This is a genomic window from Roseovarius albus, from assembly GCF_900172335.1.
Taxonomy (GTDB): domain Bacteria; phylum Pseudomonadota; class Alphaproteobacteria; order Rhodobacterales; family Rhodobacteraceae; genus Roseovarius; species Roseovarius albus.
In genome coordinates, this window is the sequence record NZ_FWFX01000001.1 from 30,513 (window position 1) to 49,310 (window position 18,798).

Annotated in this window: 20 protein-coding genes; 7 read left to right on the forward strand and 13 right to left on the reverse strand. The window is 56.6% G+C overall.

Annotated elements, in window-relative coordinates; genetic code table 11:
• Window positions 1-35: 35 nt before the first annotated feature.
• The 8 genes from ROA7450_RS00145 to ROA7450_RS00180 form a co-directional block, all read right to left on the reverse strand.
• Entirely contained in the window at window positions 36-842 is an 807-nt protein-coding gene (locus ROA7450_RS00145; RefSeq protein WP_085803604.1) for an ABC transporter permease, read from the reverse strand.
• A 16-nt stretch (window positions 843-858) separates the two neighbouring features.
• The gene (locus ROA7450_RS00150) at window positions 859-1,743 is read right to left on the reverse strand and encodes an ABC transporter permease (RefSeq protein WP_085803605.1); all 885 of its coding nucleotides are present in this window, start codon (window positions 1,741-1,743) and stop codon (window positions 859-861) included.
• An 80-nt stretch (window positions 1,744-1,823) separates the two neighbouring features.
• A complete protein-coding gene (locus tag ROA7450_RS00155; protein ID WP_085803606.1) occupies window positions 1,824-2,540 on the reverse strand; it encodes a transporter substrate-binding domain-containing protein in 717 nt (238 codons plus the stop codon).
• A 30-nt stretch (window positions 2,541-2,570) separates the two neighbouring features.
• Window positions 2,571-3,350, reverse strand: a complete 780-nt coding sequence (locus tag ROA7450_RS00160; RefSeq protein ID WP_085803607.1) for an ABC transporter ATP-binding protein — start codon at window positions 3,348-3,350, stop codon at window positions 2,571-2,573.
• A 187-nt stretch (window positions 3,351-3,537) separates the two neighbouring features.
• Entirely contained in the window at window positions 3,538-4,296 is a 759-nt protein-coding gene (locus ROA7450_RS00165; protein ID WP_085803608.1) for a phosphate/phosphite/phosphonate ABC transporter substrate-binding protein, read from the reverse strand.
• Window positions 4,293-4,730: a tellurite resistance TerB family protein gene (locus tag ROA7450_RS00170; RefSeq protein WP_085803609.1), complete on the reverse strand. Its 438-nt coding sequence runs from the start codon at window positions 4,728-4,730 to the stop codon at window positions 4,293-4,295. Before ROA7450_RS00170 ends, ROA7450_RS00165 begins: the two co-directional genes overlap by 4 nt.
• A gap of 4 nt (window positions 4,731-4,734) precedes the next feature.
• A complete protein-coding gene (locus tag ROA7450_RS00175) occupies window positions 4,735-5,190 on the reverse strand; it encodes a tellurite resistance TerB family protein (RefSeq protein ID WP_085803610.1) in 456 nt (151 codons plus the stop codon).
• Between the two features lie 12 nt (window positions 5,191-5,202).
• The gene (locus tag ROA7450_RS00180; RefSeq protein ID WP_085803611.1) at window positions 5,203-5,496 is read right to left on the reverse strand and encodes a DUF1330 domain-containing protein; all 294 of its coding nucleotides are present in this window, start codon (window positions 5,494-5,496) and stop codon (window positions 5,203-5,205) included.
• 208 nt (window positions 5,497-5,704) lie between these two features.
• Here ROA7450_RS00180 and ROA7450_RS00185 point away from each other — a divergent pair, with 208 nt between their 5' ends.
• Window positions 5,705-6,283, forward strand: a complete 579-nt coding sequence (locus ROA7450_RS00185) for a hypothetical protein (RefSeq protein WP_085803612.1) — start codon at window positions 5,705-5,707, stop codon at window positions 6,281-6,283.
• Window positions 6,284-6,358: 75 nt separating this feature from the next.
• Here the strand turns inward: ROA7450_RS00185 and pyrG are convergent, their stop codons facing one another.
• Complete coding sequence (gene pyrG / locus ROA7450_RS00190; RefSeq protein WP_085803613.1) at window positions 6,359-8,002, reverse strand: CTP synthase; 1,644 nt, start codon at window positions 8,000-8,002, stop codon at window positions 6,359-6,361.
• Window positions 8,003-8,187: 185 nt separating this feature from the next.
• The gene (gene secG, locus ROA7450_RS00195; RefSeq protein ID WP_085803614.1) at window positions 8,188-8,550 is read right to left on the reverse strand and encodes a preprotein translocase subunit SecG; all 363 of its coding nucleotides are present in this window, start codon (window positions 8,548-8,550) and stop codon (window positions 8,188-8,190) included.
• Between the two features lie 207 nt (window positions 8,551-8,757).
• On the opposite strand from secG, the gene ROA7450_RS00200 reads away from it, so the two are divergent.
• From ROA7450_RS00200 to ROA7450_RS00210, 3 genes are all read left to right on the forward strand, one after another.
• On the forward strand, window positions 8,758-10,053 hold the full coding sequence (locus tag ROA7450_RS00200) for an adenylosuccinate synthase (RefSeq protein ID WP_085803615.1): 1,296 nt from the start codon (window positions 8,758-8,760) through the stop codon (window positions 10,051-10,053).
• The gene (locus ROA7450_RS00205) at window positions 10,053-10,310 is read left to right on the forward strand and encodes a DUF2842 domain-containing protein (protein WP_085803616.1); all 258 of its coding nucleotides are present in this window, start codon (window positions 10,053-10,055) and stop codon (window positions 10,308-10,310) included. The genes ROA7450_RS00200 and ROA7450_RS00205 overlap by 1 nt, the downstream gene beginning before the upstream one ends.
• Window positions 10,311-10,458: 148 nt before the next feature.
• Window positions 10,459-11,082: an SGNH/GDSL hydrolase family protein gene (locus tag ROA7450_RS00210; RefSeq protein WP_159453965.1), complete on the forward strand. Its 624-nt coding sequence runs from the start codon at window positions 10,459-10,461 to the stop codon at window positions 11,080-11,082.
• Window positions 11,083-11,102: 20 nt separating this feature from the next.
• Here ROA7450_RS00210 and ROA7450_RS00215 read toward each other — a convergent pair whose 3' ends face one another.
• Entirely contained in the window at window positions 11,103-13,388 is a 2,286-nt protein-coding gene (locus tag ROA7450_RS00215) for a xanthine dehydrogenase family protein molybdopterin-binding subunit (RefSeq protein WP_085803618.1), read from the reverse strand.
• A gap of 144 nt (window positions 13,389-13,532) precedes the next feature.
• Window positions 13,533-13,958 carry a cupin domain-containing protein gene (locus ROA7450_RS00220; RefSeq protein WP_085803619.1) on the reverse strand — a complete coding sequence of 142 codons (426 nt, stop codon included), beginning with the start codon at window positions 13,956-13,958 and terminating at the stop codon, window positions 13,533-13,535.
• Between the two features lie 239 nt (window positions 13,959-14,197).
• Here ROA7450_RS00220 and ROA7450_RS00225 point away from each other — a divergent pair, with 239 nt between their 5' ends.
• Window positions 14,198-15,346 carry a DSD1 family PLP-dependent enzyme gene (locus tag ROA7450_RS00225; RefSeq protein WP_234999358.1) on the forward strand — a complete coding sequence of 383 codons (1,149 nt, stop codon included), beginning with the start codon at window positions 14,198-14,200 and terminating at the stop codon, window positions 15,344-15,346.
• Window positions 15,347-15,454: 108 nt separating this feature from the next.
• On the opposite strand, the gene ribA is transcribed toward ROA7450_RS00225, so the two are convergent.
• The gene (gene ribA, locus ROA7450_RS00230) at window positions 15,455-16,546 is read right to left on the reverse strand and encodes a GTP cyclohydrolase II (protein ID WP_085803620.1); all 1,092 of its coding nucleotides are present in this window, start codon (window positions 16,544-16,546) and stop codon (window positions 15,455-15,457) included.
• A gap of 162 nt (window positions 16,547-16,708) precedes the next feature.
• On the opposite strand from ribA, the gene ROA7450_RS00235 reads away from it, so the two are divergent.
• Both ROA7450_RS00235 and ROA7450_RS00240 read left to right on the forward strand, forming a co-directional pair.
• The gene (locus ROA7450_RS00235; RefSeq protein WP_085804106.1) at window positions 16,709-17,395 is read left to right on the forward strand and encodes a response regulator transcription factor; all 687 of its coding nucleotides are present in this window, start codon (window positions 16,709-16,711) and stop codon (window positions 17,393-17,395) included.
• A gap of 239 nt (window positions 17,396-17,634) precedes the next feature.
• The gene (locus ROA7450_RS00240; protein ID WP_085803621.1) at window positions 17,635-18,759 is read left to right on the forward strand and encodes an aminotransferase; all 1,125 of its coding nucleotides are present in this window, start codon (window positions 17,635-17,637) and stop codon (window positions 18,757-18,759) included.
• Window positions 18,760-18,798: the final 39 nt, after the last annotated feature.

Consider the following 18,798-nt stretch of genomic DNA (forward strand, 5'->3'; position numbering starts at 1 on the left):
TAGGTGAAATTTGACCTGAACGGTCACACTGGGTGTTAGCGAATGATATTCGGGCGGAACTTCATCTTGCGCCGGGCCTCTTGCGGTAGATGGCGATTCAACCGGCGGTTCACAGCGCCAAATATCGCCAGCACCACAAGCGTCAGCAGGATGAAATATCCCGCCAGAATAGGATACGGGATGAACGGGTTATAGGTTTTGTCGGCAAAGTAGTTGGCGTAATAGAGCGCATCACCGCGTTGCTGCCATGTCGGGAAGCCCGAGAAGAAGACCAGCGTTGTGGCGTGAAACAGGAAGATCGCTTCGTTTGTGTAGGCGGGCCAAGCCAGACGCAGCGTGGTGGGCCAGATGATCCGTTTAAAGCGCGGCCAGCCCGAGAAGCCGTAGGCGTCGGCGGATTCAACATCGCCCTTGGGGATGGAGCGAAGTGCACCGTAAAAGATCTCACCCGAGTAGGCAGAGGTGTTCAGGAACAGCACGATCAGCGCCCCAAGCCAAGCGGCAGTGAAGGGATCAAAGAACGGGTGCACTGATTTCAGTGACAGGAACAGGAAGTAGGCAAAGAAGAACTGGATAAACAGGGGCGAGCCGCGAAACAGGAAGATGAACCATTCACTGCTTTTACGAATGACCAGGTTTTTTGAGCCCTTGCCCACAGCCACGGCGGTGGCGAGGAAAAAGCCGGTAATGAGGGCGAAGACACCGAAGTAGATATTCCAAATCATGCCCGAGCCGATCAAGACGAACTGTTCGCACAGGGTGATGTCGGCCTTGGGCAGGCCGCGTTCGCCGATGCCCAGCGAGCGCAGGCCGTAATCGTGGATGGTTTGCCAGCAGCTCATGCCATGTACCTCATGTTCATGCCTGAGCCTTTCTCTGGGCTTCGCCGCCGGTGGTGGCCTGTCCCTTGGTCAGCTTGGTCATCAGCCGTTCGAGGAAGACCTCGGACACGCGGGTGAAGAGCAGGTAGAACACCAGTAGCGCGAGGAAGTACCACATGCGCCAGTCGCCATGCGGGTAATCGGTGAAACGTGGGTTGGCCGTGCTGCCCAATTCGCGCGCCCAATAGACGATGTCCTCGACCCCCAGCAAGAACAGCAGCGGTGTGGCCTTGATCAGGACCATCCATAGGTTCGACAGGCCGGGCAGGGCGTAGACCCACATTTGTGGCACAAGGATGCGCCAAAACGTCTGGCGGCGGTTCATGCCGTAGGCCTCGGCGGTTTCCAGCTGTGGGCGGGGCACGGCGCGCATGGCCCCATAAAGAACGTTGGCGGCAAAGGCGCCGAAAACGATGGCAAAGGTCAGGACCGCAAGGAAGAAGCCATAGGTTTCGTGGATCCATTGCGGGGAATCGCCCAGTGGCAGTTTGGCGGCGTCGCAAACCACAAAGTCATTGCCGCGCCGGATGGGTTCATCCCATCCGGGGCACTTGATCTGGTGGCGCATCCATTCAAAACCCTGATCAAGGGCGATGACAAAAAACAGGAAAAAGGCGATATCGGGCACGCCACGTACGACGGCGATGTAAATCTTGCCAATCCAGCGAAGTGGCGCAATGCGGGACCGCGCGGACATCGCGCCAAAAAAGCCAAATAAGAGGGCTGTGGGCGCGGTGATCAGCAGTAAGGCCAGCACAACGAAAACTGAGACATAAAGCGACATATGCTTGCCTGTTGTCAGATAACAGGAAAGCCATTGCAGTCCTTGCAACGTGTCGGGATCTGCGCAGTAGCTAAAAATCGCGGGCCTCTTGGGAATTTATCAAGCGTTGCGGGGCAACGGAAAACCCGGCGCGCGGGCGCGCACCGGGTTTATGGATCTTAGAACTGGGAGCTAACTTCCCATTTGGCGATCAGCTCGTTCAGGCTGCCATCGTCTTTCATCGACTTGATGGCGGCGTCGAACTTGCCGCGTAGTTCTGCATCGGTTTCGCGGAAGCCCATGCCAACACCGCCGCCCAGTGGGACGTCGGGGCCAACAATGCTCAGATCACCATCTTCGGCAGCAATAGGCACCAGATAGGATTTGTCGGCCAAAACCGCGTCAGCTTCGCCGTTGCGGACGGCTGCAACGGTTTCTTCCGGTGTTGCGAATTCAACCAGAGTTGCACCGCCTGCTGCGATGTGGCCGGCTTGAATTGTGCCGGTTTGCGCGGCGATCACGCCACCTTCGAGGTCAACACCATCGGATAGGGCCAGATAGGCGGATGGGTCTGGTGGGGTATAGTTGTCTGAGAAGTCGATGACTTCGTCACGCTCGTCGGTGATTGACATGCCGGCGATGATTGCATCGTAGTTGCCGCTGACGAGGTTTGGAATGATCGAATCCCAGTCGTTGGTGACCCACTCGCAGGTCAGTTCGGCACGTGTGCAAAGCTCATCGCCCAGCTCGCGCTCGAATCCATCAACTTCGCCATCGTCGTTGAGGAAGTTCCAAGGCGCGTAGGCGCCTTCGGTGCCCAGACGGACAGTGTCTGCGGCAAAGGCTGTGCTGGCGGCGATCGCCAGTGCAGCGGTGGTTAGGAACAGTTTTTTCATAATTTACTCCCTAAGTTTTAACTGTGTTTATTAGTCGACGGCCATTGTAGAGCTGAGGAAGCCCCGCAGCCGTTCGGATTTGGGTGCGCCAAAGAGAGTCTCGGGCGCGCCTTCTTCTTCGATCAGGCCCTGATGCAGGAAGACCACGTGGTCGGATACATCATGGGCCATCTTCATATCGTGGGTCACAATCATCATGGTGCGGCCTTCTGCAGCCAGGTCCTTGATGACTTTGACAACTTCTTGTTCCAACTCGGGGTCAAGCGCCGAAGTCGGTTCGTCAAACAGAAGCGCTTCGGGCTCCATCGCCAAGGCGCGGGCAATCGCAGCACGCTGTTGTTGGCCGCCGGACAATTGCGCCGGATAGACATCGCATTTGTCGCCGATGCCGACCTTGTCCAGATAATGACGTGCTTTCTCTTCGACCTCGTCTCGGTTGCGACCCAGAACAGTCACCGGGGCCTCCATCACATTTTGCAAGATGCTCATATGGGCCCAGAGATTAAATTGCTGGAACACCATCGAAAGATTGGTGCGGATGCGCAGGACTTGTTTGGGGTCGGCAGGGTGGCGGCCTAAACCTTGGCCTTTCCATTTCACCGGTTCGCCCTTGAACAGAATGTCGCCTTGCTGGCTGTCTTCGAGTAGATTGGCGCAGCGTAGAATGGTGGATTTACCTGAACCGGAAGAGCCGATCAAAGAGACAACGTCGCCACGATGGGCCGAGATATCAACACCCTTGATCACCTCCAAAGCGCCGTAAGCTTTGTGCAGGTTGCGGATTTCGATGACGGGGGTGCTGTCTGACAAGGCAGGGTCCGTTTTGTTGTTTTAGTCCTGTTGGACCGACAATAGGGACGAAAAAAAGCGGTAATGCAACTTGCAAAACGAACATATCCGCGGGTTTTCGTGCAAAATGACGTAAAGTCAGTGCGAAACGGAAGTTTTGTTTCGTTGCGAAGGCTCGTGAGAGCCGTTTGTCGCGCAAAGAGCTGCGCTAGAGTTGAGCTGCGGCATACACAGACGGTGGCGGTGGATTTGGAATCGCCAAATATTGTGCCATAGGAATGTTGGTTATCCCTTTGATTGCAAGCGCGTTCCTATCTGCAGGTGAAAGTGTCGCAATCGCTTGTGTCATGGCATTGAACAGTGGCGCGGGATCCCGCGTTTTTGCTGTAATGTAAGGCAAGACTGGCGTCGGGGCGGTGTGTTCGACCACTTTGAGGCTGGCGGCGAAATCATCATGACGCTGCATCAGTTTCCAGCTGAGCGCATCGAGAGAGGCGCAATCTGCACGTCCATCAGCGACCATTCTGGCCGAATTGCGGTGAGCGCCTGATTGCACCGGGTTGGTGAAGGCGAAGCCGTTCAGCGCCGCGTGATTCTGTGGAGCTGCCCAGCCGCTTTGCGACAGGGCTTCGTTATAGGCAAAGCGCGCCTCGGAAAATTCCTGAGCTGTGCTGCGCGGATCATCGGCTCGGGCGACGATGACACTATAGTAATGCCCGTCCGGGCAGTCGGACAGGTCGTAGATCGGCGTGCCGACGAGTGTAACCTTGCCGTGCAATTTTGCGCGAAACGGATAGCCGCAGGTCTGGGCGAGAATCAGATCGGGACTGTGCCAATGATCCCAAACATCGCCGTCGCGGGTCAGGGTTTCGGGGCCTTCGTTCAGGTTTGCCCGGACGGTGGTCCACAGATGATCATTGGCTGCCGCCGTTTCCGGGCGGTCGTACATGGTGAGGCTGGCGATCATTTTTTGGCCATGCGTTGGCGGGCCATCGCGCTATCAACATCGCTGACCCCCAAAAAGGAGGCGACCATGCGCATCAGTGCGTTTTCATCCTGATCGCGGTCTCCGTCAGCCAGAGCGACTGACCATAATGCCTCGATCACGCCGATGCGGTGGTCATAGGGAACAGCATCCTTGATCGCACGGGTGAAGCGCACGGTGTCGGGGGCCTCGGATTCCAATGTCTCGGCCTGGGTGCGAAGCTCCGCGGCCCCGGCATCGTCCAGGCCGTAACGCGCCTTGCTGATACGGTCGATCCGCTCGATCTCGGCCGGGGCGTAATCGCCATCAGTGCGAGCGAGACGGACCAAAAGGGCGGTCAGCGCCAGACGTGCGTCGCCATCATTCAAGGGTTGCGGGTCGGGTTGGGTGAGGGATTTGAGAAAATTACCGAACATATTATTAATGACCCTCTGCTGTGATACGGGCGGCGTTGCATTGTTCGGCGGTCAAACCGAGATCGACGCGGGCGTGTTCCATGACTTCGACCTCTTCGGGGGTGCGTTTTCCATCGGCGAGGGCGACTTTCCACATTGCCTCGAGTGCAGAGATGCGGGTGTCCTCGCTCACCGTTTCGCGGATCATGTGGGCGAATTCGTCGCTGTCTGGGGCCTGTTTTTCCAGCTTTTCACAAGTGGCACGCATCTTGGCGGCCTCGACTGGTTTGAGGCCGTAGAATTGACCCAGCAGGTGGTCGATTTCGCTGATCTCGGTCAGGTGGTAGACCTTATCAGACAGCGCTACACGTACCATCAGGGTGCCAAGCGCCAGCTTTTCGTCCACTTCGGGCAGGGGCTCTGCGGTTGTTTCACCGGTGAAGGCCTGTTTCAGGCGGGTTAGAAATGCTGTGGCTTCCATGGTGCTCCTCCCTCAGTCGTCATAGCCTTCGACGATCATGATGTCGCCGGTGGAGATCGGATCGCGAATGGCTTTGGCCGCTTGATAGCTTGCGCTGTCGTAACAGTCCAACGCAGCCTGATAGCTGGGGAATTCGATCACGACGGTGCGGGGACGGACTTGCCCCTCTTTAACCTCTTGTGGGCCGCCGCGGATCAGGAAGCGCGCGCCATATTCAGCAAAGGGGATGGCGTTGGCTTCTTTATATTTTTCATAAGCCTGTACATCCTCGATGTCGACATGCCCGATCCAGTATCCTTTTGCCATCGATGCCTCCGGTTTTGTTCGCGCTTACTGTGGGGAAGGATTTTGTGATTGGCAATCGTCAACAGTTGTTTCCAAAAAAACTGTTTCCAAAATATTGGCAATCGCCAAACGCCCGTCACATTTGCACCCAATATTTTGCGCTTTCTTTGCCGAAGTTCACCAGTAGTTGCGGAAATCAGCAGCATAATGAAATATTTGGGAGTGTCACATGCAGTCATTCGAGCGTTTCAATTGGGCGGAATCCTCCCCTGATGAACAACTAGAAATGCTGCGCAAGGCAAGCCCGAGACAACTGCGGTCTTTGGCGCGACGCTATGATTGGAAAACCTATCCTGAAACGGTTCTGAGCTGGATCATGTCACAGCGCTGCATCGATCTGGGCACGGCGGTGACGGTGTTTTTCAACGGTGAGCCGGAAAGGTTCAACTATATTCCCAAGCGTGATTTGCCAAAGGGGTTTCACCGCACCGTGAGAGTACTGGATAACATCCTGCTGCGGATGAACAGCGGCTATTATCGGTCGCAGGTGACCAAACCTTTGCCAATTGATGACAGGTTGGATTGGTGGATGGACAACCAGGCGCAGGATGCGCGGGAACGTCGCCGGGGCCGCTGGGAAATTGAAAAGAGTGTTTTGGTGCAGCTCGAGACGCAAAGCGGGATGGTTGTCACAGAATGTGAGCGCGATGAACCGGAGCAGGCCAATCTGCACTCAGCCCTGAGACGTTCGGCCAATCCTGTGCGGGCGTTTAAGCAGCGTATGAATATGGCGGCGCGGGCCAGTTAATTCGCGAAATCAGGGCTTGAAATGCAAAAGGCAGACGAAACCGTCTGCCTTTTCTTTTGAACGTTTCCGTTGACCTTAGACCAGACGCGAGGTTTCCACCGCGGCGCGCACGAAATCAGCAAAGAGCGGGTGCGGCGCGAAGGGTTTGGATTTCAGTTCGGGGTGGAACTGAACCCCGATGAACCATGGGTGATCTTCCCATTCGACAATCTCGGGTAGGCGTCCGTCTGGTGACATGCCTGAGAACTTCAGCCCGCACTCTTCGAGTTGCTTGCGGTATTTGACGTCCACCTCATATCGGTGGCGGTGACGTTCATCGATGGCAGTGGTGCCATAAGCCTGCGCGACCTTGGAGCCTTCTGCCAGTGTGGCGTTGTACGCGCCCAGACGCATGGTGCCGCCTTTGTCGTCCGAGACCTTGCGCTTGACCTTTTGGTTGCCCTGCACCCATTCCTTGAGGTGGTAAACGACCGGAGTGAAGCGTTTTTTGCCCGCTTCGTGGTCAAACTCTTCAGATCCGGCGTCGGTAAGCCCGGCCTTGTTGCGGGCGGCTTCGATAACGGCCATTTGCATGCCTAGGCAGATGCCCAGATACGGGATGTTCTGCTCGCGTGCGAATTGCGCAGCCTTGATCTTACCTTCGGTGCCGCGTTCGCCAAAGCCGCCGGGCACCAGTATGGCGTGGTAGCCTTGCAGGTGGGGGGCTGGATCTTCGGTATCGAACACCTCGGAGTCGACCCACTCGACCTTGACCTTGACGCGGTTGGCCATGCCGCCGTGAGTCAGGGCCTCTTTGACGGATTTATAGGCATCTTCGAGCTGAACGTATTTGCCAACGATGGCGATCTTAACCTCACCCTCGGCGTTTTGGACGCGGTCCATTACGTCGTGCCATTCGCTGAGATCCGGACGCGGGGCAGGGGCGATGCCAAAGGCATCCAGCACGGCCTGATCCAGACCTTCGCGGTGATAGGCTAACGGCGCCTCGTAAATTGATTTCAGATCGTATGCGGCCACGACGCATTCCTTACGCACGTTGCAGAACAGCGCGATCTTTTCGCGTTCTTTTTCGGGGATGGGCTGTTCCGAGCGGCAAACCAATACGTCAGGCGCGATGCCGATGGATTGCAGTTCTTTGACCGAGTGCTGCGTCGGTTTTGTCTTGAGCTCTCCGCTGGCGGCCAGCCATGGCAGCAGGGTCAGGTGCATAAAGATGCATTCGCCACGTGGGCGGTCGTGGGAAAACTGGCGAATTGCTTCGAAAAACGGCAAGCCTTCGATGTCGCCGACAGTGCCGCCGATTTCGCAGAGCATGAAATCAACCTCGTCATCACCAATGGCGATGAAATCTTTGATCTCGTTGGTGACATGGGGGACAACCTGAATGGTTTTGCCCAGATAATCGCCACGACGCTCGCGCTCGAGCACATTGGAATAAATACGGCCAGAGCTGACCGAGTCGGTCATCCGGGCAGGCACCCCGGTGAAACGTTCGTAATGGCCAAGGTCTAGATCTGTTTCGGCACCATCATCGGTAATAAACACCTCGCCATGCTCGAACGGGGACATCGTGCCAGGGTCGACATTGAGGTAGGGATCGAGTTTGCGCAGGCGCACGCTATAGCCGCGGGCCTGCAAAAGCGCACCCAAAGCCGCTGAGGCCAAGCCTTTGCCGAGAGAAGAAACCACACCGCCTGTAATAAAAATATATCGTGCCATGATCTGGCATCTCCCCCGTGTTTCGATTGTGCGTATCGGCTTGCGATAACGCCTGTTTCGAGTCCTGAAAACACCAAAAAAGGCCTCAGTACCACGGGACTCGAGCTATATAGGATTCGCGCGAAATGCGCAAGGCGACCGCAAGATGATGTTGCGGTTTACCCGGTGTTCTCTAACCGTAGTGGTTAATCGGCGGTTGGCACCAGCGGTGCGGAATCGTCTGCCGAAGGTGGCAAGAGGCTATCGCTGGCGTCTGGCACTGCTGGTGCAGTTGCCGCTGGCACTGGAGCATCGGTGATGCGATCCAGTACCGAGCCGCCGCTGGAGTTTTTCGCGGCAATGATGGTCAGCGTGATCGAGGTGGCGAAAATGGCAAAGCCCAACACCCAGGTGACTTTACCCAGAGCCGTTGCGGCAGAACGCCCCGCAACAGCACCGCCGCCACCGCCACCCATTCCCAGGCCGCCACCTTCCGAGCGTTGCAAGAGCACGACGCCAATCAAGGCGAGGGTCAGAAGGAGGTGGATAAGGAGGATGACGTTTTCCATCGAAAGCGGCCTGTCAGAAACTGTGGATCAGGGGGCTATCTATGCAATTTGCACGCGCCCCGCAACCGGCAATCTGAGGGAATGTGAGACTGCGCAGAAGATAGCCTTTTATACGTTCTTTGTGGACTGCGGCGAATTAACGGTTTCACTGGGTCGCACAGGTCGCTATACCGGCGCGGGTTTTGACCAAATGCCGAAAGGATCATCATGGCAAATGTCGTCGTCGTAGGCGCCCAGTGGGGTGACGAGGGAAAAGGCAAGATTGTGGACTGGTTGTCCGAAAGGGCGGATGTGATTGCGCGTTTTCAGGGCGGTCACAACGCGGGCCATACTTTGGTGATTGACGGCAAGGTTTACAAGCTGAACGCGCTGCCTTCGGGTGTTGTCCGCGGCGGTAAGCTGAGCGTTGTTGGCAACGGTGTGGTGCTGGACCCCTGGCACTTGGTGAAAGAGATTGAGTCGATCCGGGCGCAGGGTGTGGAGATCACTCCTGAGACGCTGATGATCGCCGAAAACACACCACTGATTCTGCCGATCCATGGCGAGTTGGACCGCGCCCGCGAAGAAGCTGCGAGCAAAGGCACAAAGATTGGCACCACTGGCCGGGGAATCGGACCTGCTTATGAGGATAAGGTGGGTCGCCGGTCGGTGCGCGTTGCGGACCTTGCGGACAAGGCCACATTGGAAGCGCGCGTGGACCGCGCATTGCAGCACCATGATCCGCTGCGCAAAGGTCTGGGCATCGAAGCCATTGACCGTGATGCACTTGTTGCACAGTTGGAGGAAATTGCGCCACAGATCCTGCAATATGCCGCCCCAGTGTGGAAGGTGATGAGTGAAAAGCGCAAGGCGGGCAAACGCATCTTGTTTGAGGGGGCGCAGGGCGCGCTGCTGGATATTGATTTTGGCACCTATCCGTTTGTGACCTCGTCCAACGTGATTGCGGGGCAGGCGGCAACCGGCGTTGGCATGGGACCCGGTGCGATTGATTTTGTGCTAGGTATTGTGAAGGCCTACACCACCCGCGTCGGTGAAGGCCCGTTCCCGACCGAATTGGACGATGATGATGGTCACCGTCTGGGCACCCGCGGCCATGAGTTTGGCACGGTCACAGGACGTAAGCGTCGTTGTGGCTGGTTCGATGCGGTTCTGGTGCGTCAGACCTGTGCGACATCTGGCGTCAGCGGGATTTCGTTCACCAAGCTGGACGTGCTGGACGGGTTCGAGACATTGAAAATCTGTGTCGCCTATGAGCTGGATGGTGAACGCCTGGATTATCTGCCGACAGCAGCCGAAGAACAGGCGCGTTGCACACCGATCTATGAGGAAATGCCGGGTTGGAGCGAATCCACGGAAGGCGCGCGCAGCTGGGCCGACCTGCCGGCCAATGCGATCAAATACGTGCGTCGGGTGGAAGAGCTGATCGACTGCCCTGTAGCACTACTTTCAACCAGCCCGGAGCGGGATGACACCATTCTGGTGACTGACCCGTTTGCGGACTGATGGCCGATCAAAAGCCTGAAAACAATAAACCGGGCCTGAGTTACAAGGCCCGGCGGCGCTGGTCGCTGGTCATCCTGCTGATCGGAATGCCGGTCTATATCATAGCTGCCGTAACAATCGTGAACATGCTGGAGCGGCCATCGATTCTGGTCGAACTGCTGGTCTATGTCGGGTTGGGGATTGTCTGGATTCTGCCGTTCAAGAAGGTGTTTTTGGGGGTCGGTCAGGCCGACCCTGACGCCGATCCGGACGAATAGCGCGACCTTCCCTTCTGCTACGTGGGCACAGCACGCGACTTGCATAATCTGCGACAGGTCTTAAGGTTAAAGTATGGACCTTGGCCGATTTTTTATGTTTCCGTTCCTCATAACACAAGGGCTTTGGGTTGCCTCGAGAGCGATCCAGATGCCGCCCCCTGAAGGGACCCGCGAGGGCGTCATTGGACAGGGCAAACCTCTGCGTCTGTTGATTGTCGGAGACAGTTCCGCCGAAGGGGTCGGAGTATCACATCAAGCGCAGGCCTTGTCTGGACGCACGGTTGATCGATTAGCACAGGAATTCGAAGTGCACTGGCGGGTGATTGCCGAAACCGGAGCCACGGCAAGGGATACGGCGCAGCGGTTGCGCGAGACGGAAGCCGGGGAGTTTGACGTGGCGATCACGGCGCTGGGGGTGAACGATTCCAAGAACGGCGTCGGGACTGAAGCCTGGCAGGCACATTATAAGGATGTGTTTGCGGTACTTCAGGAAAAGTTCAGCGTGCAGCATATCCTGGCCTGTGGAATACCGCCGTTGCAGAGTTTTCCGTTGCTGCCAAATCCCCTGCGCAGCGTTCTGGAGTGGCGGGCCCGACACTTTGAGACGCTGTTGTTGGGGATGATTGCTGCGGATGACCGGGCGACATTCCTGCCAATGCCAGCGCGTCTGAACCCGACGCAGATGGCTGAAGACGGGTTTCATCCGGGGCCAAAAATCTATGATACATGGGGTGCCAAGGCGGCCAAGGCGGTTGAAGGGATGCTGCGTTAGAGGCCTTTTGTGATGGTCTTTCAGGAATGTTTATGCAGCACATTCCAGATGCGTTCTGGCGTACACGGCATATCTAAAGTGTGTACACCTTGGCCCCAGAGCGCATCCATGACCGCGTTGGCGACCGCAGCGACCGAGCCAACGGTTCCCGCTTCTCCGCAGCCTTTTACACCCATTGCATTCGCCGTGGATGGCACGGGTTCATTCATGAATTTGAACATTGGCAGATTGTCTGCGCGTGGCATTGCGTAGTCCATGAAGCTGGCCGAGAGCAACTGCCCATTTTCGTCAAACACCGTGCGCTCCAGCAACGCCTGACCAATGCCCTGAGCACAGCCGCCGTGGACCTGCCCTTCGACCAGGACGGGGTTAATCAGATTGCCGAAATCACTGACCACTGAATACCGCTCAAGTGTCGCCAAGCCGGTTTCGGGATCAAGTTCGATTTCAGCCACATGCGCGCCATTCGGAAAGGCCCAATTCTCAATGATCCCGATGCCCTCAATGCGTAACAGATCCGCCTCACCGACCGTTCGCATGATTTCGGCAGCTTCAAGCATCGAAAGTGTTAAATTTGAACCTGAGGCCCGAAAGGAACCGCCGCCAAATTCGACGGTGTCGGGCGCCACTTGTAAATGTTCGACAACGAAAGGGTGAAAGGTTTCAACCACGTTCGCAATGGTGGCCAGCGCGGCATTTCCCACCGTCGTGATTGAACTTGACCCCCCGGTACCCACCCCGCTACCGGTTTTGTCACTATCCCCTTGAACGACGACAATCCGATCTTCTGGAATGCCTGATTGGTCAGACAAAAACTGCGCATAGGCGCTTTCGTGGCCTTGGCCCGCTGATTGTGACGGCACGGAGAAAATAACTCGCCCGTCGTTCAGAAATTGCAGGTGCGTGCTGATCTTTTCATTGCCGATTGCATTCATGACGTAATAGCTCAGGCCGATCCCGCGAAGGCACCCTTTGGCTTCGCTGGCGGCCCTTCTTTTGGCAAAGCCCGATACATCCGCCATGTCTTCGGCTTGGTTCAGGACCTGATCGTAATTCGCCGGGTCATATTCTTCCCCCATTGGAGTGACATAAGGGAATTGGTCAGGCTGAATGAAATTGCGACGTCGCAGCTCCCATGGATCTACGCCGAGCTCGCGTGCAGCGTAATCCATCATCCGTTCCAGAACGTAAATCGCTTCAGCACGCCCTGCACCTCGGTAGGCATCCGTCTGCGCCGTGTTGGTGTAGATGCCTGTCGCGCTCAGGTGACAGGTTGGCGTGCGATAGGCACCGGATAAAACCATCGCAAAATAGTCTGTTTGGATGAGTTGGCCCAGATCGCTGTTGTAAGCACCCAAATTGAAGCGTGTGTCCACGCGGTACCCAAGCAGCCGGTAGTTTTCATCAAAGGCCAGTTCGGCATCGTGTTCCAGATCACGTGCGCCGGTGTCGGTGAGCATTGCTTCAACACGTTCGGACATCCAGCGTACAGGATGATCCAAAACCCGGACCGCATGCGCCAGCAGGAGTGGTTCGGGATATGACATCGCTTTCATGCCAAAGCCGCCGCCGACATCAGGTGTGGTGACCCTGATATGATCAGCCTTCATGCCAAGAATGTCGCTGATTGAATCTTTGAGGTCCTGCACACCCTGTCCATTGAACGCCAGATGCACGCCCTCGCCTGCAGGTTCTGCGAAACACCCTCTTGGTTCCAGGGAATTGACAGTGACCCGGTGATTGCGAACGGTTTTGGAAACTCTGTGGGCGGCCTGAGAAAATGCGGAGTGCGTGGCAGTATCGTCGCCTGCGGACCAAGTGAAGGCGCAATTGTTCGGGGCCTCTCTATGTATTGGTTCCCCGCCTTCGGAAAGACACATGTGTGCGGGCAATTCTTCGTGCTCGAATTCAATCGCCTCGCAGGCATCTTTTGCCAGTTGCAGTGTAGTGGCCACGACCAGTGCAATAGGCTCTCCGACAAAGCGAACTTTCCTTTCGGCGAGTAAGGAGCGTCTGGGAGCGGTGCCCTGGGTTCCGTCGGGGCACTCCACCACTTCAGAAGATAAGCCTTTGGAAATGCCGGCTGCATGCAGATCATCCGCATCCAAAACCAAATGCACGCCTTGCTGATTGCGCGCGTCCGACAAGTTCAGCGCGACGATTTTGGCATGCGCGAAGGGAGATCGAAAAAAACAGGCGTACAGTGCGTCGGAGGGGGCGATATTATCGACAAAGGTCCCATTCCCGCGAAGCAACCTGTCGTCTTCTCGTCGAGACCATTGGCCGTGGCTTCCAAATTTCTGCATTGAGTTTTCCAACAAGAGTACAAGCGTATAAGAGCGGTTCCTAATGGTATACCACAAACTGAATTCATGCTCGTCCGCATCTTTGCGCGCATTCAGGCACCGCGACTGGTCTTTCAGGTGGGGATATGGTGCGCCAGAGCGCAGCTAGGTTGTTGCCTGACACCCCTCCTTGAGGGTCACCCAGATCAGTTCGATCGGGTTTTCGCCCATATTTATCGATTCGTGGTCTTCGGCGAGAGAGACCGGGCCGTACCAGCCAATGGACCCGGCGGGATAAGAGCCGGTACTGGTCTGATCGCCAAAGCGGGATTTCCAATGGGCGTCGGTCAGGTGGATATAGAGCTGATTGGCGGGGTGGGCATGGACGCCCTCCCATTGGTCGGGCGGGAAGGTGAAATGCTGCACCACGACCTTGTCATTTTCCAATAAAAGCTTGCCGGGAATGTTGGGGTAGGTCTGCAGGCAGGTGCCGTAACTGGCCTGGGTTTGGTATGTCTGAAAGAGCCACAGCCCGGCGGCACCGGTGAGAGCACCCAGTATCATACCAGATAGGAACGTGGATTTGGACATGAGGTCGGTTCCGCTGTTTTGTGTCGTGGGGTTATGATAGGGGAAAGCAGAGTTTCAACCAAATCCTGTTAAAATGTGCGCCTGCGGCGCGCAGGTTTATCTCGTTGTTGGCCTTTGGCCTCCGCCTCGGGGGATTGCCTCCGGCGGAGGTATTTATGGTCAGATGAAAGGGGTGGACTGGAGCAGCGAATAGATCAGTATGCGTACCAGTGTTTGGGTCGATATCGAGGGAGTTGGCTGTGGTTGAGTTGAAATCCGAACTTGCGGCGTTGCAGACGCCGGCGCTGATCTTGGACGAGCGGAAAATGATGCGCAATGTCCTTCGTTTGGAGGACCGCATTCGGCCGCATGGCGTATCGCTGCGACCACATCTGAAGACCGTCAAATCTATTGAGGTTGCCCGTAGGATCTTGCCGGAGGGTTTCGGCCCGGTGACGGTGTCGACGCTGAATGAAGCCGAACAGTTTGCTGCTGCAGGTGTGCGCGACATTATCTATAGCGTAGGGATTGCGGCGCAGAAGCTGGACCGGGTGGTGGATGTCCGGGCGCGTGGGTGCGATCTGTCGGTCATTCTTGATAATCTGGATCAGGCGCGGGCGGTGGCGGAAGCGTCTGCCAGGAACGGCATGGCCATCCCGGCATTGATTGAGCTGGATTGCGATGATCATCGCAGTGGCGTTGCTCCCGATGATCCACTGCTTCTGGAGCTTGGCACGGTTCTGCACAACAGCGCGGCAGAATTGCGTGGTGTCTTGACCCATGCTGGCGAGAGTTATGAAGTTTACGGTCGCGAGGCTCACGCCGGATGCGCAGAGGTGGAGCGCCGGGCCGCCGTTGTTGCAGCCGAGCGACTGCGGGCGGCCGGGTTGCCGTGCCCGGTGGTCAGTGTTGGCTCGACCCCGACTGCGCATGCCTTGACTTGTTTTGATGGGCTGACCGAAGTGCGCGCAGGGGTGTTTACTTTCTTTGATCTGTTCCAAGCGGGCATTGGGGTGTGCGAGATGGATGATATTGCCATTTCGGTGCTGACAACGGTGATTGGCCATCAGAAAAACAAGGGTTGGGCCATTACCGATGCCGGTTGGATGGCGATGTCACGGGATCGTGGCTCGGCGGGGCAAAGGGTTGATCAGGGCTATGGTCTGGTGTGCGACATGGAGGGCAGAGTTTTGCCGGATTTGATTGTCCTCAAGGCCAATCAGGAACACGGCATCATTGCTCCGCGTCCGGGGAGCGGTGCAACGTTGCCCGAATTTCCAGTTGGTACCATGTTGCGGATTTTGCCCAACCATGCCTGTGCCACTGCAGCGCAGTACGACCGATATCATGTGATTCCCGAAGATCCAGATGTGCCGCTCACCGAGTGGTCGCGGTTCGGCGGCTGGTAGGTACGTGGGTACACTGCGCGCAGGATGTCTCTTTGTCGAGTTTTGGACACCGCCTCGGGTTTGCCTTCGGCAGGCGTAACGGCGGTCAGATGAAACTGACGGAATGCGTCAAAGCAAATGCCCTGACTTGTCGGCCTTGGTTTTGAGGTAGTTGGTATTGTGGGGGTTCTCGCCGACCTTGAGCGGGACGCGTTCGGTGACCTGCACGCCATTATGTTCCATCATGGCGATTTTTCCGGGGTTGTTTGTCAGCAAGCGAACGCTTGAGAAACCCATACGTTTGAGGATTTCAGCGCCGATTCGGAAATCGCGTTCATCATCCTCGAAACCCAGGCGGTGATTAGCCTCGACCGTGTCAAATCCCTGATCCTGCAGAGAGTAGGCGCGCATTTTGTTGGCAAGGCCGATGCCGCGGCCTTCCTGATTTAGGTACAGCAGGACGCCTGCGCCCTCGGCCCCCATCTGCGCCAGCGCGCCGCGCAGTTGCGGGCCGCAGTCGCATTTCAGAGACCCCATTAGATCGCCGGTGAAACAGGCCGAGTGCAGGCGCGAGAGGACGGGCTTTTCGCGCGAGGGCGTGCCGATTTCCACGGCATAATGTTCTTCGCCGCCGTCTTCGGGGCGGAAGATGTGCAGACGACCGGCCTCTGATACCTCGATCGGCAGGCGGGCATTGACCACCGGGTGCAAGGGGCTGGTGTTGACTAGCAGTTCAGAGGTGGCCTCGGCTTGCAATGTTGTCAGGCAATAGGTTTCGGCGAAGGTGTCAGAGTCTGGCAAAGGCAGGACCACTGCAGCGGGCAGCAGGCGAGCAGATTTGGCCACCTTGAGTGCGAGACGGTGCAGGTCGGCTGAACCGTCGCGTTCGGAAACAAGCGGACCCTTCATCGGCGTTTTCAGGTCATCGGCGGGATCGGCAATGCCTAGAACCCAGTCGAGCCGGGCATCGGAGGGCAGCAGAACGCGTGCCAGATCGCCATCATAGGCGCGGGCCTTGAGAGTTTCGGCGCGGCGCGCACTGATTACCACAACCGGTTGACCGCCAAGGGCGTGCAGGTTGGCAAGACGTTGCGTGTCGAGGGTTTCTGCGGCAAGAACCAGCACGGCATCATCCTTGTTTTGCACCACAATTGGCACCCCCATGCGCAGGTCAGCGCGGGCGCGGGCAAGGATTTCTGTCATATCGGGGGCAAAGCTCATCCGACAATCGTCCTGTTTTTAGCGGCAAAACCTGACGGTTCGTGCAACACTGTGTAATAATTGTACCGATCGTTACACGTGGGCGTGAAATCTATGTCACAGACCTTGCTTGATCAATCGGTATGCCACATCTGTGTACAAAGTAATGCGAGGATGGTCGATATGGGACAGCTCAAAAAAATCTTACTTGTCGATGATGACGAGGATCTGCGCGAGGCGCTGAGCGAGCAATTGGTGATGACCGAAGATTTTGATGTCTTCGAGGCTGGCAATGGCTCAGAGGCGATGGTGAAAGCCAAAGATGCGATTTACGATTTGGTCATTCTGGACGTGGGGCTGCCCGATACCGATGGGCGCGAGCTGTGCCGTTTGATGCGCAAACAGGGCGTGAAAGCCCCGGTAATGATGCTGACCGGCCATGATGGCGATGCCGATACCATTCTAGGACTGGATGCCGGCGCCAATGATTATGTGACCAAGCCTTTCAAATTCCCCGTTCTTTTGGCCCGGATCCGCGCGCAGTTGCGCCAGCATGAGCAGTCGGAAGACGCAGTCTTCCAGCTTGGACCCTATACGTTCAAGCCAGCGATGAAGATGCTGATCACCGAAGATGAACGCAAGATCCGCCTGACCGAAAAAGAAACCAACATCCTGAAATTCCTCTACCGCTCAACCGAGGGTGTTGTGGCGCGTGATGTTCTGTTGCACGAGGTTTGGGGCTACAATGCCGGTGTAACCACCCACACGCTAGAGACGCATATCTACCGTTTGCGCCAGAAAATCGAGCCCGATCCATCGAACGCACGCCTTTTGGTGACGGAATCTGGTGGATATCGACTGTTGGCTTGAAGCCACACTTATTGGGTCATAAATTCATGACCTTTTACAAAAGCAATTAAAACGTGTACGCTATACTTTAGTACAGTTTTGTACTTTACCTCCCTGTTGGACTGACCTCGGCAATTTGCCGAGGTCTTTTTTCTTGTCTGGCCGGTTTTGGCTGGCTATGTCTGCCTTGGGTGCTGCTTCCTCTGGTGTAGGTCCAGAGCGAAATAAAGGCCCGTCGATACCCAAGACGGAGACCCGAGATGAAAATTGCCCCCTTTGGCGTTGAACAGTGGATGAACAAGTGGGAAACCCGCTGTGAGATCAACCTGGCCGAAACCTGTGTGACATCGCTGACCATCGAGGAATTGCTAAGGCTCGCAGGCAAGACACAGGAAATGCCGGGCGATCTGGCGCGGATGAAAATGACCTATGGTGATATTCCGGGGTCAGACGCTTTGCGGGCTGCTGTGGCGGCGCTTTATGCGGATCAGTCGTCTGACAATGTGATGATCACTCACGGTACCATCGGGGCGAATGCGCTGATCTATCAGACCTTGGTGAGCCGGGGTGACAAGGTGGTATCAATCACGCCGACCTATCAGCAACATACCTCGATCCCTGAAAGCATTGGGGCGGAGCTGCATACCTTGCGTTTGTTGGTTGAGGATGGGTATCTGCCAAATCTGGACCGGCTGGAAGAGCTGGTTGGCACTGATACGGTGATCATCACCCTGACCAACCCGAATAACCCAACCGGGGCGGTGATTGATCGTGCCGGGTTGGAGCGGATTGCCGAGATTGCCAAGGCATCGGATGCTTGGGTGTTGTGTGATGAGGTCTATCGCGGGACCGAACAGGTGGGCGAGGGGCCGGGTGTGTCGATTGCGGATGTTTATGCCAAGGGGATCAGCACAGGCTCGACCTCCAAGGCGTTTTCGCTGGCCGGGTTGCGGCTGGGCTGGATTGTTGGGCCTGAGAGCCTGATGCATGATGTGGAAATCCATCGCGACTATAACACGATCAGTGTTGGCTTGATTGATGATTACTTTGCCACCATGGCGTTGGAAAACGTGGATGCCATTCTGGAGCGTAGCCGACGGATCACCCGCGAAAACCTTGCGATCTTGGATGACTGGGTGCAGGGCGAGCGGTCGATCTCTTACGTCAAACCGGCGGGCGGCACGACGGCGTTGCTACGGTACGCGTTGAACATGCCATCCTATGAACTGTGTGAGGCGGTGATCCGCGATACCGGTGTGATGCTGACACCCGGGTCGGTCATGGGCATGGAAGGGACGCTGCGCATCGGTTTTGCCAATGAAACACAGGCGTTGAAAGACGGCCTTCCGCGCCTAAGCGAATGGTTTTCAAAACAAAGCGCATGATCTGCTGGCACCCCGGGTGAAGGGCGGCTAACCTGCGGC

Coding starts and splice junctions, on each gene's coding strand:
- ROA7450_RS00145 (WP_085803604.1), bottom strand. CDS start 842: ATGAGCTGCTGGCAAACCATCCACGATTACGGCCTGCGCTCGCTGGGC.
- ROA7450_RS00155 (WP_085803606.1), bottom strand. CDS start 2,540: ATGAAAAAACTGTTCCTAACCACCGCTGCACTGGCGATCGCCGCCAGC.
- ROA7450_RS00165 (WP_085803608.1), bottom strand. CDS start 4,296: ATGATCGCCAGCCTCACCATGTACGACCGCCCGGAAACGGCGGCAGCC.
- ROA7450_RS00170 (WP_085803609.1), bottom strand. CDS start 4,730: ATGTTCGGTAATTTTCTCAAATCCCTCACCCAACCCGACCCGCAACCC.
- ROA7450_RS00175 (WP_085803610.1), bottom strand. CDS start 5,190: ATGGAAGCCACAGCATTTCTAACCCGCCTGAAACAGGCCTTCACCGGT.
- ROA7450_RS00180 (WP_085803611.1), bottom strand. CDS start 5,496: ATGGCAAAAGGATACTGGATCGGGCATGTCGACATCGAGGATGTACAG.
- ROA7450_RS00185 (WP_085803612.1), top strand. CDS start 5,705: ATGCAGTCATTCGAGCGTTTCAATTGGGCGGAATCCTCCCCTGATGAA.
- pyrG (WP_085803613.1), bottom strand. CDS start 8,002: ATGGCACGATATATTTTTATTACAGGCGGTGTGGTTTCTTCTCTCGGC.
- secG (WP_085803614.1), bottom strand. CDS start 8,550: ATGGAAAACGTCATCCTCCTTATCCACCTCCTTCTGACCCTCGCCTTG.
- ROA7450_RS00200 (WP_085803615.1), top strand. CDS start 8,758: ATGGCAAATGTCGTCGTCGTAGGCGCCCAGTGGGGTGACGAGGGAAAA.
- ROA7450_RS00205 (WP_085803616.1), top strand. CDS start 10,053: ATGGCCGATCAAAAGCCTGAAAACAATAAACCGGGCCTGAGTTACAAG.
- ROA7450_RS00210 (WP_159453965.1), top strand. CDS start 10,459: ATGCCGCCCCCTGAAGGGACCCGCGAGGGCGTCATTGGACAGGGCAAA.
- ROA7450_RS00215 (WP_085803618.1), bottom strand. CDS start 13,388: ATGCAGAAATTTGGAAGCCACGGCCAATGGTCTCGACGAGAAGACGAC.
- ROA7450_RS00220 (WP_085803619.1), bottom strand. CDS start 13,958: ATGTCCAAATCCACGTTCCTATCTGGTATGATACTGGGTGCTCTCACC.
- ribA (WP_085803620.1), bottom strand. CDS start 16,546: ATGAGCTTTGCCCCCGATATGACAGAAATCCTTGCCCGCGCCCGCGCT.
- ROA7450_RS00235 (WP_085804106.1), top strand. CDS start 16,709: ATGGGACAGCTCAAAAAAATCTTACTTGTCGATGATGACGAGGATCTG.
- ROA7450_RS00240 (WP_085803621.1), top strand. CDS start 17,635: ATGAAAATTGCCCCCTTTGGCGTTGAACAGTGGATGAACAAGTGGGAA.